The sequence below is a fragment of the Emticicia sp. C21 genome (assembly GCF_003418935.1).
Classification (GTDB): domain Bacteria; phylum Bacteroidota; class Bacteroidia; order Cytophagales; family Spirosomataceae; genus Emticicia.
Genome location: NZ_QVMT01000013.1, coordinates 81,564 through 98,356, shown reverse-complemented (window position 1 = coordinate 98,356; position 16,793 = coordinate 81,564). Strand labels below are relative to the sequence as shown.

Sequence of the window (16,793 nt, the reverse complement as noted above, 5' to 3'; positions counted from 1 at the left end):
TACACGATTCTTATCTTAAAACGAATAATTAACATTTTTTAACTAAATCAGCCAATTTGTCAGTAAAAATGCCTTGGCAAACTTCTTGAAGCATCTCTTTCAACTATAAAAAAAGGAGAAAAAATGTTATCGTTTTTATCGTCTTCGACTTCAGAAGACAATTCTATCCAACACTCATCAAATGACGATGAAATCTTAGACGCCTATTCGCAAACTATTACTCAGGTTGTAGAAAAAGCCAGTAATTCTGTGGTACAGATTAAAGTATGGAAAAAGCCTGTTCCGAATCCTAATTCAAATCAGCGTTTACGTCAACCTCAGGAAGCTGGTGGGTCGGGATTTATTATTTCAAGTGATGGTTTTGTGATTACCAATAATCATGTAGTAAGTAATTCGGAAAGGGTAGAAGTAGGGTTAATGGACGGAAGGCTTTTAGATGCAACTGTCGTAGGTACTGACCCTTATACAGATATTGCAGTACTGAAAATCTATGCTGATGCTTTGAAACCATTGCGATTTAGTGATTCTGATAAACTAAAAGTCGGACAAATTGCCATTGCGATTGGTAATCCGCTGGGTTTTCAGTATACAGTAACAGCAGGTGTCGTTAGTGCTTTGGGTAGAACCTTAAGAAGCGAGACCGGGAGAATGATTGATGATGTAATTCAGACTGATGCCTCTTTGAATCCCGGTAATTCCGGAGGGCCATTGGTTAATTCTCGCGGAGAAATCATTGGGGTAAACACGGCAGTGATTGCAGCCGCGCAGGGAATATGTTTTGCCGTATCGGCTAATCTGACTAAATATGTGGCAGGAAAACTGATTTTAGAAGGCAAAGTAAAAAGAGCACAATTAGGTATTGCAGGTCAGGTAGTAAATCTATCTGAAAGAATGATTGGCTATAATAAATTATCAACCCGCACAGGCGTATATATCAGTGACGTAATAGCTGATGCTAATGCGCATAATGCTGAATTAAGAAGAGGAGATATAATTGTTGGTTTAAATGAAAAGCCGGTTTCTTCTGTCGATGATTTGCATAAGATATTGAATGATGAATTGATAAACCAACAAGTGACTGTAAATCTATTACGGGGAGGACTCAAAAAGGATATGAAAGTATTAGCTGGAGAGTTAAAGTAATTACTTTAATAAATTAATCGGTAAAGAGTATGTTAAAGTATTGATTGCCACAATGTACACTATTTGCACAATGTTCCACAATTAATATTAAACAAGCTCTTTACCAAAAACAATCTGCTAAATATGAGAGTTACACAAATAAAACTTTAACATGCACGTATTGCATCGTACCCAAAAACTACCAATACCTATATCTCAGGCATGGGATTTTCTCTCAACTCCTGCCAATCTCAAAATTATTACACCTGCTTATATGGGTTTTGAAATGACTTCTTTGCATCATGGAGATAAAATGTATGCAGGTCAAATAATTACTTATGTGGTTAAGCCCATCTTAGGTATTCCATTAGATTGGTGTACAGAAATCACACATGTGCAACAACCTGATTACTTTGTGGACGAACAACGTTGTGGCCCTTACGCTTTCTGGCATCACCAGCATAAATTAATTTCAATCGAAAATGGCGTTTTGATGGAGGATATTGTACATTATAAACTTCCTCTGGGATTCATTGGCAAATGGGTGAACTCATTCATGGTTCAGCGTCAGCTCGAAGAAATCTTTGAATTCAGAAGAAAGAAAATAATTGAACTATTTGGTGAGTACAAATTCTAGCCTTTATGAGTGATTTTACTGTACCCTAATCCCTGTTCTTTTATTACCACTAAAATCAAGTATTAGCTTATTGTAGTTGCCTGTTTCATCTTTTTCAAAGGATATTTCAATCTGTTCCTGTTCAATATCAAAGAAATGAGATTCATCAGTGGCCGCTAAAATTGATCTTGGCCCTCTGAATGGGTAGGCTACTAATCGATTATCTTCTATTTTGAATTCTATTTTCAATGGTTGTTTAGTCACTTCATAAGTACCAACATAACGTTCAAGTATCTTTTTATCTAAGCTGATGGACTTCTTCTGCGTCGGTAGTTTGTAAGGTTGATTATATAAAACGGCCAGTAGATTATTGGTAATCATGCCTAAACCTGGTATTTCTGTATTATTCAGTAAAATGATACAAACATCATCTTCTACAATTCTCGCAAAATTGCTTCGATAACCTGGTAAACCACCGCTGTGAGAAACGATCCGTTTATGATATAGCGAATCAATAATCCATCCATAGCCATAATTTTTCATAAATGGAGTATAGGCTTTGTCCATCATATTTTTACTAATAATCAGATTATTCTGAAGAGCCTGATGCCATTTATATAAGTCTCCAACAGAAGAGTAGATAGCACCGGCAGCAAATACTACAGATGAGTCTTCTAAAGGTCCTTGTTTATTGTAATCCTTACCTGAATCAGAATAATAGCCTATCGCTTTTTTATCAATAGGTAATCCTACAAAATCAAAACCACTATTATACATTGTTACAGGCGTAAATAGATATTTTCTAATCGCTGAATAATAAGACATCTTAGTTACTTTTTCGATAATATACCCCAATACACTAAAACCCGAGTTACTGTAATTCCAGCCCTTACCAGGAGAAAAATCAAGTGGTTTATTTTTAAATAAAGAAAGTATTTTCTGCTCACTAGCGGGTTTACCAGATTCATTATGCATAAAATTATTATCTTCTGTATAGTTAAATATCCCGGAGGTATGAGTCAATAAGTTTTCTATCGTAATACTATCCCCTTTAGGAAAATCAGGGTAATACTTACTCAGTTTATCTTGCAAAGACAACTGCTTTAATTCAGCCAACTTCAAAATTAAAGTCGCTGTAAAAGTTTTTGTAATAGAAGCGATTGGATAAAGTGTTGCTGAAGTATTATTTAACTTCTTTTCTAAATTCTGATAGCCATATCCTTTCTCTAATAATATTCTGCCTCCTTTTGCAATTAAAACCGTGCCGTTAAACTCTCTGTTTTGCGCATAAGCACTCATCAATTCTTCTAATTTCTGTGGAATATTTTGTGCCGAAATGTTTGAAAATAGCCCTGCCAAAAGGCAAAGCGTTGCCATAATCTTTTTCATAAGATTGAAATTTAATATGAATAAATGTTAGATTTTAAATATTATACTAGCTGATCAGGTTTTGGAGTTTTGGGCAACGTACTGTTCAACTGCGTTACTGTAGAATGAGCCAACAGGCAGTTCTTTCTGAAGAACCCATACGCTTCTTTTATCAATTTTGGTGATTTTCTTTTTCGCTACTATAAAAGAGCGATGAATACGAATAAATGCCGATAGAGGTAACAAAACCTCCACTTCACTCATCGTAAGCCGCGAGACAATGGTTTGGTTTGCCAGGAAAAACTTGACATAATTGCCAGTGCTCTCAGCATATAATAATTCCTCCAGGTCAACTTTAATCTGCTCATAACCACTTTTGATAAAAATAGATGGCAATGCAAGCGAAGAACTCTGATAATTACTCTTGAGCGTAACCTGCTCATGTGCCTTATTACAAGCCTGAAGAAAACGTGTAAATGAAAAAGGTTTCAATAAGTAATCTATGGCATTAAGTTCAAAGCTCTGCACTGCGTGTTCGCTATAGGCTGTGGTAAAAATAATGATAGGGGCTTGTGGTAAAGACTTGACTAATTCCAGGCCTGAAATGCCCGGCATTTTAATGTCCAGAAAAATCGCGTCAACCTTATGTGTTTGCATATAATCCAATGCTTCTATGGCGTTCGTAAAACTGGCACTCAAATCAATAAAGCTTACCTGTGCGGCCATGTTTTTTATAATCTCTAAAGCAATCGGCTCGTCGTCTATGGCAATGGCTTGTAGCATATTAATGATTTGGTTGAAGTTCTAAAGTGGCAATGAATTCCTTTCCATCAGATCCGAAATGGAGTTTGAACCTGTTTGGATAAAACAAATGTAGTCTTTCTCTGACATTTTCAAGACCTATGCCAGAATGCTCTCTTTCAGGGTCATTGTTTTGAACGAGATGCACACTATTACGCACCTCAAACCTGATACTACTTTTATCACATTCCATTTTAATGCGTATCCATGATTTTTTATTCAAATCAATTCCATGTTTAAAAGCATTTTCAACAAATGGAATTAATAACATAGGCGCAATTGCATGGTTACAATTCATTTCATTAATTTCTTCTTTAATATTAATATCAGACGATTGTTGGATTCTCAACTTTTGCAACGAAATATAATTCTTCAAATAGCTGATTTCACTACTCATAGGAATAAAATCCTGATGATTATCATACAACATGAAACGCATCATATCACCCAGTTTTTGTATGCCTTCTGCAGTTCTTTGTGAGCCATCTATCATGGCCGTGCCATATAAGGTATTTAGGGCATTAAATAAAAAATGCGGGTTGATTTGTGACCGTAGGAATTGCAAATCGGCTTTTGATTTCACCAATGCACTTTCTGTACCTCGTAATTGTAATATTTTGTCTTTTCGTTGTTGGTACAATAACCAGGTAATTGGTGTAACTACAAACAACTGCACGGCCCAGATAGCTAGCCATAATGGCATTGAAAACGAATGACGAGGCAGCCAATTAAAGAAAAACGTATATATAAAAGTAAATAAGACTATCATACTGATTGTACGCACGTTAAGCCAGGGTCTGGTATCAGAACCCGGAAAAATCCAATAGGTGTTGGTCAGATAAATGAGCAGGGTAGGCGTAAGGAATAGTACATAAACAGTATAGAAGAAATCATCGGTGATTAATTCAAAAGTAGCGGCAAAAAATGGAATTATGATATAGATAATAAAAATCAAAACTATCTGATTTGCAATTAAACTCAGATAATTTCGTCGGTTGGCATTTTTGATTCTAACTATAATATACTCTCTTAAACATGCATATAGAAAATAAATACTTACGATGGCAAATGCACGTCCAAAACCGAAGAAGACATCTTCCAGCGGATATTCGTTATATCCGAACATTGCCAGAATTTTATAGCCATTGTAGCTAAAATAAGCGGGTCTTGCAAAGTAGGTAGCTGCATTTGCACTCAATGCCAGTAAAAATGTAATAACAAGAATATAAATACTTATCCAGATATTTTGGCTTGTTGTACGTAATTTGCTGATTAATTGTTGAGGGATATTCAATAAATAAATTGATAAATAAAGCAGGTAAATGAAAATTAATGTGCCTAGTTTTGGCGACAGTACATTGGTGAAATAGTTAAAGGAAAGCCCATTTTGAGAAAAAGTATGCACGAATCTTTCCTGAATGTCTTCACTGCTAATGACGAAGCTTTCCAATAAATATCTGGCAAGTGTGATGCCCACCAGTAGCGTAATAAAAGTAAATTCGTAATTTCTGATTCTGATTTCCATAATTTTGTTTTTTCTGACAACATTACGGCAACTATAATTAAGATTCCTTAAAATGTGACAGACCTTAAAAAACTGGGATATAAATACGAAAATAGAAAAAATCAGGGCTTCGAGGAATACCTCAAAGCCCTGAAAACCTGTATTGATAGTAATTTTATTTTTTCAAGTATTTATTAAACCACGCTATGTAGCGTTCGAAACGATCTTTCTGGAAACTTGGATTAGTTATGCCATGAAACTGTCCCGGATAAATAATCAATTCCGTAGGAATACCTAATGATCTGAAAGCCTGATACATCTGCTCGCTACCAACAGATGGAACATTGAAATCACTTTCACCTACCATAAATTGCGTTGGGGTTATAATACGGTCAGCCTTTAAGAAAGGGTAAGAGAGTGCCACATATTTATCGAAGTTTTTCCAGGGAGAACCCAATTCATGCTCATATTGTAAAATGTATTGGTCAACACCATATAATGAAGAAATCATAGCAACACCTGCACCACTGGATGCTGCCTTAAAGCGGGTGTCTGTCGCAATGGTATAATCAGTCAGGATACCACCATAACTCCATCCTCCGATACCCAGTTTTTCAGGATCTGCAATACCATTCTGTACGACATAATCAGCTGCACCCAGAATGTCTATTACTTCTTTATTCCCCCAATCAGCCCAGATAGCCTTGCAGAAATCTAAACCGCGTCCACTTGAACCCCTGTAATTCACAGCCACTACATTATAACCTGCTGCAGCTAACATCTGGCGGGTCATGTCAAAACTAAATTCATCTTGTGCCACAGGGCCACCATGAATCATAAAAATAGTTGGCAACTTCTCTGTTTTGCTTGCATTAGCCGGGCGATACAAAATATTTGAAACCGAAGTACCATCTTTGCTTTTAGAAGTAAAGCCTTCAACTGTAGCCAATGACAATTTAGAAACAAAATCTTCCTGATGCCTGGTTAGTCTTCTTGGCGTATTATTCTCCAGTGCATACAATTCTAAAGGTGTATGTGGTTCACTCATCGAAGTAAGGAAACCACCGGAAGGGTGTCTTTCTAAAGCATTGAATGATTTATTCCCTGTCACTACTTTCGCCATTTTACCATCAACTGCTCCAAATTGTGCAATATATCTGATACGGTCATCAGCTACTATGGCATAAATAGTATTCCCATCTTTCGACCACCTTGGCGCAGTCACTGGTCTGTCCAGCGCTTTGCTTAGCAATTTTGGCTCACCGCCGTCTTTTGAAATAACACATAAGATTGACTGATCATACATAATATAGTTTTCAGAAGAGGTACTTCTCAGATACGCAATTTGCTTCCCGTCCGGACTCCAAACCATCGAGCCGTCTCTACCAGTCCACGAGGTTAATCTTTTCATAGTGGCATTGGCTTTCGCATCAATTACCCAGATATCTGAATTCTCATTTCTATCCGGGTCTTCTGTTCTATTGCTGGTAAAAGCTATCTGGCTTCCATCCGGCGACCATTTAGGGTTGGTTTCATCATAATTACCTCGCGTTAAGGTATCTATTTTCTTGGTAACAATATCATATAAATAAAAATGAATAGGCTTTTTAGTCAGATAGCCCTCCACATCTTGTTTAAACTGAAAGCGGTCTAATACAATTGGTTTAGGTGTCTTGTTTTTTGAAGTATCCGAAGGACTTTGGATAGCCAAGGCAATCTTTTTACCATCGGGAGACCAGGCGTATTCTGTCAAATCTCCTTTTTTTAAGTCGGTCAATTGTTTTGCTTCACCTCCACGTCTGTCCATCAACCATATCTGTCCCCTTGTTAATCCACCTCTTGATGAAACAAATGAGAAATATTTCCCATCTGGGCTCCATCTTCCCTGAGACTCACCATCCGGACTATGGGTTAACTGAATAGATTCTTTTCCATCCCACGAAACCATCCAGATATCGGCATTGCGTTTGTTTTTAACAGAATCAACCGACGAAAGCGTGTAGGATACCCAATTCCCATCAGGCGAAATCTGTGGGTCAGTCAGACTTTGCAATCGGTAAACGTCAGAAGGTTTCAGGCCTCTTTTAGTAGTGGATTGTGCATAGATAAGTGCAGTAGAAAATAGAAAGAAAGCCAGAAATGGCAGGAGTTTTTTCATGTACTCAGGTGATGTTTAGTGAGTTGTAAAGTAAAGCAATAAAAATACAATCTTTTCAACTCACTAAATCTACAAACCTTAATTTTTTTTAGGTAAGAATCCTCTCAAAACGCTTGAACCGATTTTTAGATCCAAAAGATAAATATCTTTTTCTGTAGCAATTTCCCAGGTTATAGGAGCTAACCTAGTACTGACGGCCTGTTGATAAATCTCTTTAATTGATTGATTAGGATAATAATTCAGGAAGTCAATTAGCTGAGGATATATAGCAAAGAACTTTACCTTGACTGCCGGCTCATTTTTAGCAGGAATATTATCTTCGATAGCATTAGATATATTATTAGCGCAGCCAATCAGTTTTGTTTTAAAAACTGTTCCTTTCTGAACTTCAAAACCCGGTTGAAGAATAATGCTGTTTTTCGCGTCATAGGTAATGGTTTTGTTATTACTTATAATATTCTGCCCCCATATATTTTTTCCATAAACAATAGTTGAGTCTTTTATTATATTATCCCGGATTGTATACCCATCAGGGCATTCAAAATCCCATACCCAGAGTTCCTGACCTTTAAGACTATCTACAGCAGTAAAGTATATTTTTTTGTTTAGATATGTAAAAAAATATTCTCCTTCAAATGGAATCGAACCTTTAAGAGAAAAGGCCCTTTTGGTATTTTCAGCATTACCATCCGTAAGGACAAAATGCTGGTAACCTGGTGTAGAGATATAATTCAATAAATATCTATCATCAATTTTTGTAAATCCACTTGGGTAATTAAATCCCTCTTCTGTGAAATCACTGATAGTTGTTAGAAGCTTTAGATTTTCATGTTTATCTATTTCGTAATATTCTATATTATTATTCGAATTATTTCTCCCGACTAAATAAAACTTATCTCGTAATTGTTTTCCATCAAGAAAATCCTTCTCATTAATCTGGAGCGTTCCCTCCTGGGTACCGTTGGTTTTCCATAATCCACCTTTATCTCTAAAATATAACTGATTATTAAAGGTTCCATAACCTGATAGGTAATTATTCGTAGCTAACTGGAAAGTCCCTGCAACAGTGCCATCGCTTCTCCAAAGCTCAGTTCTATTCAGTGAAGTGTTTCTTCTCTCAAAAATTAATAAATTACCTAGGGTCCACGATGAATAGAAAGATGAAGGATTAAAAAAAGGTAATTCGGTTATTTTAAACTCATGAAGTTTTAGTGTGCCACTTTTAGTCCCATTCGTTTTCCAAAGAATAGAACTGGCATCTGAAGTGAAAAATAATGAACTTTCTGTATTATTAAGGATTTGATAACCGATATTCCCGGTTCCATTATTAGTGGAGTCAAGATGGACGGCTTTTTTGGTTCCTGTAGGAGTGCCATTGGTTTTCCAAAGATTATTATCATTTCCCATATAATATAGAGAGTCCTTAAATTCATGAAAATTGGTATTACCATTAGCTTCAAGAAAACTTAAATGATTAATATTTCCATTTGGCAAAATCTGAAAATGCTTATATGATAAACCAATAATATAAGATGACTTGAATTTTTTGTGTCCTCTATAAGAAGATCCTAATACGTGCTCAATTCTATTATCCTGATTTAAGTTTGCATGAAGAGACGTAGAAGTACCATTGCTCTTCCAGAGCTCTACACCATTTGTTTTATCATCTGCCATCAGATACGCATAATTACCTAGGCCAAACAGAACTTTAGGGTAAGAAGAAGCAATCTGGCTATTAATATCTTTTATCATATAAGTTCCTGCTGTGGTACCATCTGTCCGCCACAGTTCATACCCATGTTGAGAATCTGAAGCACTGAAGTAAAAAATATCACCAGCAGCACCAACTGCATTATAATATATGCCTAAGGTGATGTCAGGAACTATATCAGTAAGCTTTACTAAAGTTGAGCCATTGTAAATCCAATAGATTACATCGTCAATAATCTGACCGTTTTCTGTTTTCTGCTGACTGACATAATAATTATTCTCTCCTTTATAAAAGTTATAAATGAAGCTATCATTATATGGCATAGAAAAAATTAATGTATTGGAGGCCAGACTACCATTATTTTCATAAAAGCCGATAGTTGAATAGTCGGTGCTTACACTCGAATAATATAATTTAGAACCATTTATTGTCAGGTTCAACGGACCAAATAATGAATTTGTAATATGATTTACATTCAATGTAACTGTATCAAATTTACTGATTCTGATCTGCCCATTAGTATAGGATATAAAGTGCAAATTATTCTTGAATTTGAATAGGTTACTGACTGAATAAGTAGTGTCTCCATCTATTTCAAAAAGGGCTTTTTGCGAACTGGTACTGTCGCCTGCACATTTCCAGAGTTTAGTTCTATAATTTAAGCCACCAGGGTCGGCCGTATGAAAATAAAAATAATCGGTAAAAGCCTGATAACCATATATGCCAACTCTATTATTTTTATAGGTAGTTGTACCATTGATAGTCCCATCGCTTACAATAAAATTAACAGAGCCATCATTAAATGAGTAGTAATATTTACCCTTAAAATAAAAACCTTCACCAAAATACTGGACTTTCCTGGGTAAAGTAAGCGTTTTTATTAAAACCGTTCCGATTTCGGTGCCATCGGTTTTCCAATACTCAAAACTGTTGTCTAATTCCTTATAAATCAGAAAATATAGTTGATTGTTTATCTGAAAAAAACCTCGGAAAGAAGAGTAATTACCATCGTTTAAATATCTTATTAAACTAACTGAGTCATTCTTTAATTGATAAATGATGCCTCTGCAATATAGGTAGAAACTATTCTTAAATTTATAATTAACAGTAGCCTGCGACCTTTCAGAATAACCGAAAGAGTTCCCTGAAATCTTTTTGGTAGATGCCGAAGTAGAATTGGTTAAATAGTAAGCATATTGTGCATTATTTATATCAGCGGCAGTGAAAAAAAGCGTATCATTTGAAGAAAATGAACTTTCAGAGAATACCCGGGCATTATCGGTGCCTTGGGCTATATCTTTCAAAACTCTTTGAGAAAACACGGGTAGAACAACAGCAATTATTAAAGCTACCAATAGGACAAGTCTTTTCATCAGAACGCTTAATCAAAAAAGTTATAATAATCAGGGCATTACTATTTTTTAGGCAAGAACCCTTTCAAAACAGTTGAGCCAATTTTCAAATCAAGTATGTAAATATCCTTTTCAGTAACTATATCCCAAGTGATAGGAGCTAGTTTGCTTCTCTCAGCCTGCTCATAAATCTCTTTAATTGATTTATTAGGGTAATAATAAAGAAAGTCTATTAACTGAGGATATGTAGAAGCATTGTTTACTTTTATCAAAGGCTCATTTTTAGTAGGCAGATTATCTTCACTAATATTTGCACTATTGTTATTAGTACAGCCGATCAGTTTTGTTTTAAATACTGTTCCTTTCTGCACTTCAAAACCGGGTTGAAGCGTAATACCATTTTTTGCGTCGTAAGTAACAGTTGTATTATTGCTCACAATATTCTGCCCCCATATGTTTTTCCCATAAACTATAGTTGAGTCTTTTGTAATATTATCCCGGATTGTATACCCATCAGGACATTCAAAATCCCATATCCAGAGCTCATTGCCTTTGAGACTATCAATTGCGGTAAAGTATATTTTTTTGTTTAAGTAGGCAAGACTAAATGCATTTGGATTATTACCCATATTCTTTATTGAGAAGACTTTCCTGATATTTTCTTGATTACCATCAGTCAAATAAAAATCATGAAAAGAATCCGTAGTAACAATGTTTAGTAAATACCTATTATCAATTGAATAAAATTCCGTTAAGAAAAAATTATCTATACCAATAGTGTTCAGGTAATTTATGCTGTTGTTTTTATCTATCTCATAATATTCTAATCCACTATTTGCTGCTACGAGAATGTATTTATTATTTAATTCACTGGCAAAACTGAAATTGCGGTCATCTATTTTAACAGTTCCAGCTACGGTTCCGTCACTTACCCATAATTGATTGCTGTTTGTAAAATAGAATTTATTATTAAATATGCCCAAACCTTTAATATATTCATTGATAGGTAGTTGAATAGTACCTGCTATAGTTCCATCACTTCTCCAGATTTCAAATTTATTAGCAGTATTATTAATTCTCTCAAAAAAGAAAAATTGATTATTAGTCCATGATTTGTAAGTATTGAATTTACCGGTACTTGGCAATTGAAATTCGCCGAATTCATGCAATTTTATTGTACCGCTTTTTTTACCATCGGTCTTCCAAATGGCCGAACCATAGTTAGTAGTAAAAAATAGAATCTCATTTATATGGCCTAAAATCTGACTACCAATATTTCCTGTTCCATTATTAGTTGAATCAAGATGTACGGCCTTTTTAGTACCTAAAATGGTTCCATCGGTCTTCCACAAATTTGAATCAGTACCTATATAGTAAAGAGAATCATTAAATTCATATATATTGCTATTGGCAGCAACTGAAATGAAAGGTAAATGTTTAATATTTTCGCCAGAAGAAATCTGAAACTGATTGAAACCTATATTTATCAGGTAAGAAGATTTATATTTTATATGAGAAAGATAATATGAGCCTGCTACATGACCTCCTCCACTACTTTTAGTTACATCAGCATATAAGTTTGTCTCATTTCCATTGGTACGCCATAATTCAGAACCATGTACTATATCATCTGCCAGGAAATACAATTGATCTTTTAATGTAAATAAGATAGAGGGATTCGATGAAGCAATTTCCTTATTAATATCATTTATCATGAATGTACCAGCTGTTGTACCGTCTGTACGCCATAATTCATAACCATGCTGAGAATCTGTTGCGCTGAAGTAAAGAATATTACCAACTACACCTAACAAATTATTCTGTAAACCCAACTTCAGGTTAGAATTTAAATCGGTTATCTTTTTTACTGCAGCTCCATTATAAACCCAGTAAACAACGTCTCCATAAATGCCTCCACTTTCAATCTTTTGTTCTGAAACATAATAATTACCGCTGCCTACATGTAATGTGTAAATTTTTGCCTCATCTACTTCCGATAGTGGTAAAGTAAAAATCAACCTCTCTGAAACAAGACTACCGCTGTTTTCATAGAAATTTACAAAGTAGCCTTCGGTGATACCATAATAAAATTTCTGTTCATGAAGAACAAAGCATTTTCCATCAATAATTTCTCTGGTAACAGGAGTAAAGATTAGCGAATTAGTGTCAAATTTACTAATCCTTTGCTGGTCATTTATATACGTTGAGAGGTAAAGATTATCCTTAAATTTAAAAGGACTGGAAACTGCATAAGTTGTATCTCCATCTACTGAAGAAATTAATTTATGAGTACTTGTAGAATCACCTTTCGACTCCCATAGTTTTGTACGATAATAATACTGCCCGGTACCAGGTTTGGTAAAATATATTTTGCTTCCAAATGATTGCAGACCATCTATCGATATTCTATGGTTTTTTTGGAGGGTAGTCCCATTTGAGGTACCATCTGAGATTAGAAAATTGTTAGTGCTATTCCCAATGGCATGGTAGTACTTTTTATTAAAAAAGAATCCCGATCCCCAAGCGCTGATAGGCGTATCATTATGGATAGATTTATAGAGAATTGTACCTGCTTCTGTTCCATCGGTTTTCCAGAATTCAAAATTTTCTACAGAATTATTATATACTAAAAAATTTATTCGATTATTGATCTCAAATGAATTAATGAAATAAACATCATACTGAGTTGAGGAGAGATATTTTATTAATTGTAAAGAGTCATTTTTTTTAAAATAAAGGGCGTTTTCTACTAGTATAAATAGCTTATTTTTGAATTTGAAATGTCCTATACTAGCATAATTATTAATAAACCCTGAAGAAAGAGAATTGTTCGTAGGTAAAAGTTTAGCTGAAAGTGCCGCTCCGGTGGTTAAATAATAATTGTAAGAGTTATCTCGTGATGAGTTTGCCCTAAAGTAAAGGGTGTCTCCGTAAGAAAAAGAGCTATATGGAAAAACATAAGCATTATCTGTTCCTTGAGCAATGTCTTTAAGAACTCGTTGAGAAAATGAAGGTAATGCAACAGCAATAATTAGGATAATTAGCAGTAAAGGTTTTTTCATGAAACGTTTTTAGTCAGTTTTTGCAAAAATATATAAACCAAACCTTTGAATAAAGTTTTCTTGAATTATTATTTTTCACTCAAAAACTTCTTTTTAAAACTCAAAGGATTTTCACCAGTTACTTTCTTGAAAGTCCGATTAAAGTAGGAGAGACTCTCAAAACCACACTCAAAGCAAGCCTCAGTTACATTCTTATCTAACAACAAAAATTTCTGTGCCTGATTGATTCGGTAATGATTCAGGAATTCAACAAAAGTTAACCTTGTTATTTTTTTGAAGTATCTGCAAAAAGCAGATTTACTAAGGTTTGACATGCTTGCTACTTCTTCTACCTCAATCTTTTGCTGATAATGCGAATCTATAAAATTATAAATGCGTGTCATGCGTTCCTGTTCTTTTTTATTGTGTTGATTTTCAACCGGTTTTGTGTGGAGCAGAACCATTTCATTGCTTTGAGCTAAAATCTGAAAGATGCTGAGAATCTCTAAAAATTGTTCAAAATGCCCTAAGTTCTTTAAGTTTTTAAGTCTTTCCCCTAGCAAAAATTTTGTTTCTTTTCCAAAGGCTATTCCATGTTTCGATTGCTCAAAAAGTCGATAAACGGCTGATAATTCAGGGATATTGGCAAAAGCATTTCCAAGAAAATCCTGCCTTATTTGCACAACCACTTTTTCGCATTCGGTCTTGACACCATAGTCAAAATTAAGGTGTGGGATATACGAGCCAATAAAAACAAGGTCGCTTCCCTCAAATCTGGAAATATGTTCTCCTACATGACGAGTTCCACTGGCACCTTCGATATAAACCAATTCAAACTCAGGATGAAAATGCCAGTAGAAAACATCATTCAGTCTTGGATTAATTATTAACCTGAACGAACTGTCTAAGTCAGGGGTAAGTTCTTCAAATCTTAGCTTCATATTTTGAAGGGTAAAGAGTTGGTTTGGTGGTAATTTGTCTATTATTTTCAATATTCAGATAAATGTAAAAAGAAAATGTCAATATTGTTCAAAAAATGGTAATTATTGGAGTAGAAAATCGATCACTTGTTCTAGTAAATTTGTATCATTATTTCAATTCAAAATATCACAATATATGGAACTTGAACAGCAGACCATGATTCCTACTATGGCTCCAACCATGGCAGTAATACAAGCGAAACAAAACGAAGCACATAAAGATATTCCCGGTAATCCTTCTACTGCCACAAGCAGTGCCATTAAACTCAATGACCGTTCAAATGGTAAACCTTTAAGAGTGTTGAGTGAAGAAGATTGGGATTTCTGGATTCATAATGGGTATATTATCATTAAAAATGCAGTTCCAAGAGAACAAGCTCTTGAAACGGCTAAATTTATTTGGGAGTTTGAAGAGAAAGATGCTAATAATCCCGAAACCTGGTATACGGCTCCAAGAGCAGATATGCAGATGAAGGAACTGATTGGAAGCGGTATGGTAGAGGTATACAATAATCAACATTTGTGGAACAATCGCCAGATGCAAAGAGTATACGATGCCTTTGTTGATATTTGGGGCACAGAAAAACTATGGGTAACGATAGACAGAGCCAATCTGAATTTTCCACTACGTCCACAAGATGAGTTTAAAGGCTTTATCCATTGGGATTATGACCCTGAAACCAAACCGCAAAATGTACAAGGGGTGTTAGCTTTAGCCGATCAGACTGATGAAAACATGGGAGGTTTCCAATGTATACCAGAGCTATTCCGTACTTATGATACGTGGAAATTAACACAACCTGAAGATAGAAACCATTTCAAACCTGATACTACAGGCTTTGAAGACAAGTTGGTAAAAGTGAAATTAGAGGCAGGCGATTTGATGATTTTCAATAGTAGCCAACCACACGGTATCAGACCAAACCGTTCTGCTGATAAGGTGCGCATTGCTCAATACATATCTATGATGCCGGCAGAAGAAGATAACGAAGGCCTTCGTCAATGGCGTATCAATTCATGGAAAAACCGCATAGCACCAGAGGGTTATGCGTTCCCCGGTGACCCACGGAATTGGGAGCAAACAAAATATGAGGTGGCAGAGTTAAATGATTTAGGCGAAAAACTTTTAGGATTGAAAAATTGGTAGAATATGCAAAATCAACAATTGATGACAAGTCTCAACAATGGTGTGCAAATGCCATTGCTGGGACTTGGTGTATATGATATGTACAAACAAGAAGCCGAACAGGCGGTTTTATGGGCTTTGGAAACTGGTTACCGCCTGATTGATACAGCCAGTATGTATCGCAATGAAACTGAAATCGGCAATGCTGTCCTGAAAAGTAATATTGATAGGAAAGACCTTTTCATTACTACAAAAGTCAATAATGGTGACCAGGGCTATGAAAAAACACTGAAAGCCTTTGATGTAAGTTTGCAAAAGCTAAATCTTGATTACGTTGACCTTTATCTGGTACATTGGCCAATTAAATATACCCGAAAATTTACCTGGAAAGCACTCGAAAGATTGTACCATGAGGGTAGGATAAGAGCTATCGGGGTTGCTAACTATCTCATCCCATTTCTGGAGGAATTAAGTCTGGAAGCTACAGAAGTGCCAATGGTAAATCAGGTTGAATTTAGTCCTTATCTTTATCTGGAAGATTTGTTGAAATATTGCCGGGAAAGAAAAATTCAGTTGCAGGCCTATTCTCCTTTAGTAAGAGGGCAGCGTATGGCTGACCCCAAGCTTTTGCGTGTAGCTGAAAAATATCAGAAAACATCTGCCCAGATTATTTTGCGATGGGCTCTGCAATCAGGGGTTTCTACGATTCCTAAATCATCAAATTTAGAAAGGCTTAAAGAGAATTTTGATGTTTTTGATTTTGAAATCAGTGAACAGGATATGGCTTATATCAATAGTTTTAATGAAAACTTCAGAGTAGTAGATGACCCTATGGAATTGCTTTAAAATTTGATAAGATTTGTTGATTTTGTTATGGGTATATGTTAAAGCCATTTTAATACATTGATTGCTTTTATAAAAATGCCTTTACTGATAATAATTAACACGCCAATGTATCTCATCAATCACTAAATAACTATAGTAAATATTAAAATTGAAATAATTTGTATAGAT

11 protein-coding genes are annotated in these 16,793 nt (G+C 35.2%); 4 read left to right on the top strand and 7 right to left on the bottom strand.

The window, feature by feature from the left end:
* The first annotated feature begins 123 nt into the window (after window positions 1-123).
* Both D0T08_RS23050 and D0T08_RS23045 read left to right on the top strand, forming a co-directional pair.
* Window positions 124-1,143: a S1C family serine protease gene (locus D0T08_RS23050; RefSeq protein WP_116985114.1), complete on the top strand. Its 1,020-nt coding sequence runs from the start codon at window positions 124-126 to the stop codon at window positions 1,141-1,143.
* Between the two features lie 151 nt (window positions 1,144-1,294).
* Window positions 1,295-1,759, top strand: coding sequence for an SRPBCC family protein (locus D0T08_RS23045; RefSeq protein ID WP_116985113.1), 465 nt, complete (start codon window positions 1,295-1,297; stop codon window positions 1,757-1,759).
* A gap of 15 nt (window positions 1,760-1,774) precedes the next feature.
* On the opposite strand, the gene D0T08_RS23040 is transcribed toward D0T08_RS23045, so the two are convergent.
* The 7 genes from D0T08_RS23040 to D0T08_RS23010 all read right to left on the bottom strand — a co-directional run bounded on the left by D0T08_RS23040 (window position 1,775) and on the right by D0T08_RS23010 (window position 14,614).
* Complete coding sequence (locus tag D0T08_RS23040; protein WP_116985112.1) at window positions 1,775-3,127, bottom strand: serine hydrolase; 1,353 nt, start codon at window positions 3,125-3,127, stop codon at window positions 1,775-1,777.
* 54 nt (window positions 3,128-3,181) lie between these two features.
* Window positions 3,182-3,889, bottom strand: coding sequence for a LytTR family DNA-binding domain-containing protein (locus D0T08_RS23035; protein WP_116985111.1), 708 nt, complete (start codon window positions 3,887-3,889; stop codon window positions 3,182-3,184).
* Window position 3,890: 1 nt separating this feature from the next.
* Complete coding sequence (locus tag D0T08_RS23030; RefSeq protein ID WP_229239033.1) at window positions 3,891-5,432, bottom strand: sensor histidine kinase; 1,542 nt, start codon at window positions 5,430-5,432, stop codon at window positions 3,891-3,893.
* 154 nt (window positions 5,433-5,586) lie between these two features.
* Window positions 5,587-7,569, bottom strand: a complete 1,983-nt coding sequence (locus D0T08_RS23025) for a S9 family peptidase (protein ID WP_116985110.1) — start codon at window positions 7,567-7,569, stop codon at window positions 5,587-5,589.
* Window positions 7,570-7,647: 78 nt separating this feature from the next.
* Entirely contained in the window at window positions 7,648-10,653 is a 3,006-nt protein-coding gene (locus D0T08_RS23020; protein WP_116985109.1) for an ELWxxDGT repeat protein, read from the bottom strand.
* 41 nt (window positions 10,654-10,694) lie between these two features.
* Entirely contained in the window at window positions 10,695-13,694 is a 3,000-nt protein-coding gene (locus D0T08_RS23015; protein ID WP_116985108.1) for an ELWxxDGT repeat protein, read from the bottom strand.
* 68 nt (window positions 13,695-13,762) lie between these two features.
* Window positions 13,763-14,614 carry an AraC family transcriptional regulator gene (locus D0T08_RS23010; RefSeq protein ID WP_116985107.1) on the bottom strand — a complete coding sequence of 284 codons (852 nt, stop codon included), beginning with the start codon at window positions 14,612-14,614 and terminating at the stop codon, window positions 13,763-13,765.
* A gap of 175 nt (window positions 14,615-14,789) precedes the next feature.
* On the opposite strand from D0T08_RS23010, the gene D0T08_RS23005 reads away from it, so the two are divergent.
* Window positions 14,790-15,800, top strand: a complete 1,011-nt coding sequence (locus D0T08_RS23005) for a phytanoyl-CoA dioxygenase family protein (RefSeq protein WP_116985106.1) — start codon at window positions 14,790-14,792, stop codon at window positions 15,798-15,800.
* 3 nt (window positions 15,801-15,803) lie between these two features.
* The gene (locus D0T08_RS23000; protein WP_116985105.1) at window positions 15,804-16,625 is read left to right on the top strand and encodes an aldo/keto reductase; all 822 of its coding nucleotides are present in this window, start codon (window positions 15,804-15,806) and stop codon (window positions 16,623-16,625) included.
* Window positions 16,626-16,793 lie beyond the last annotated feature (168 nt).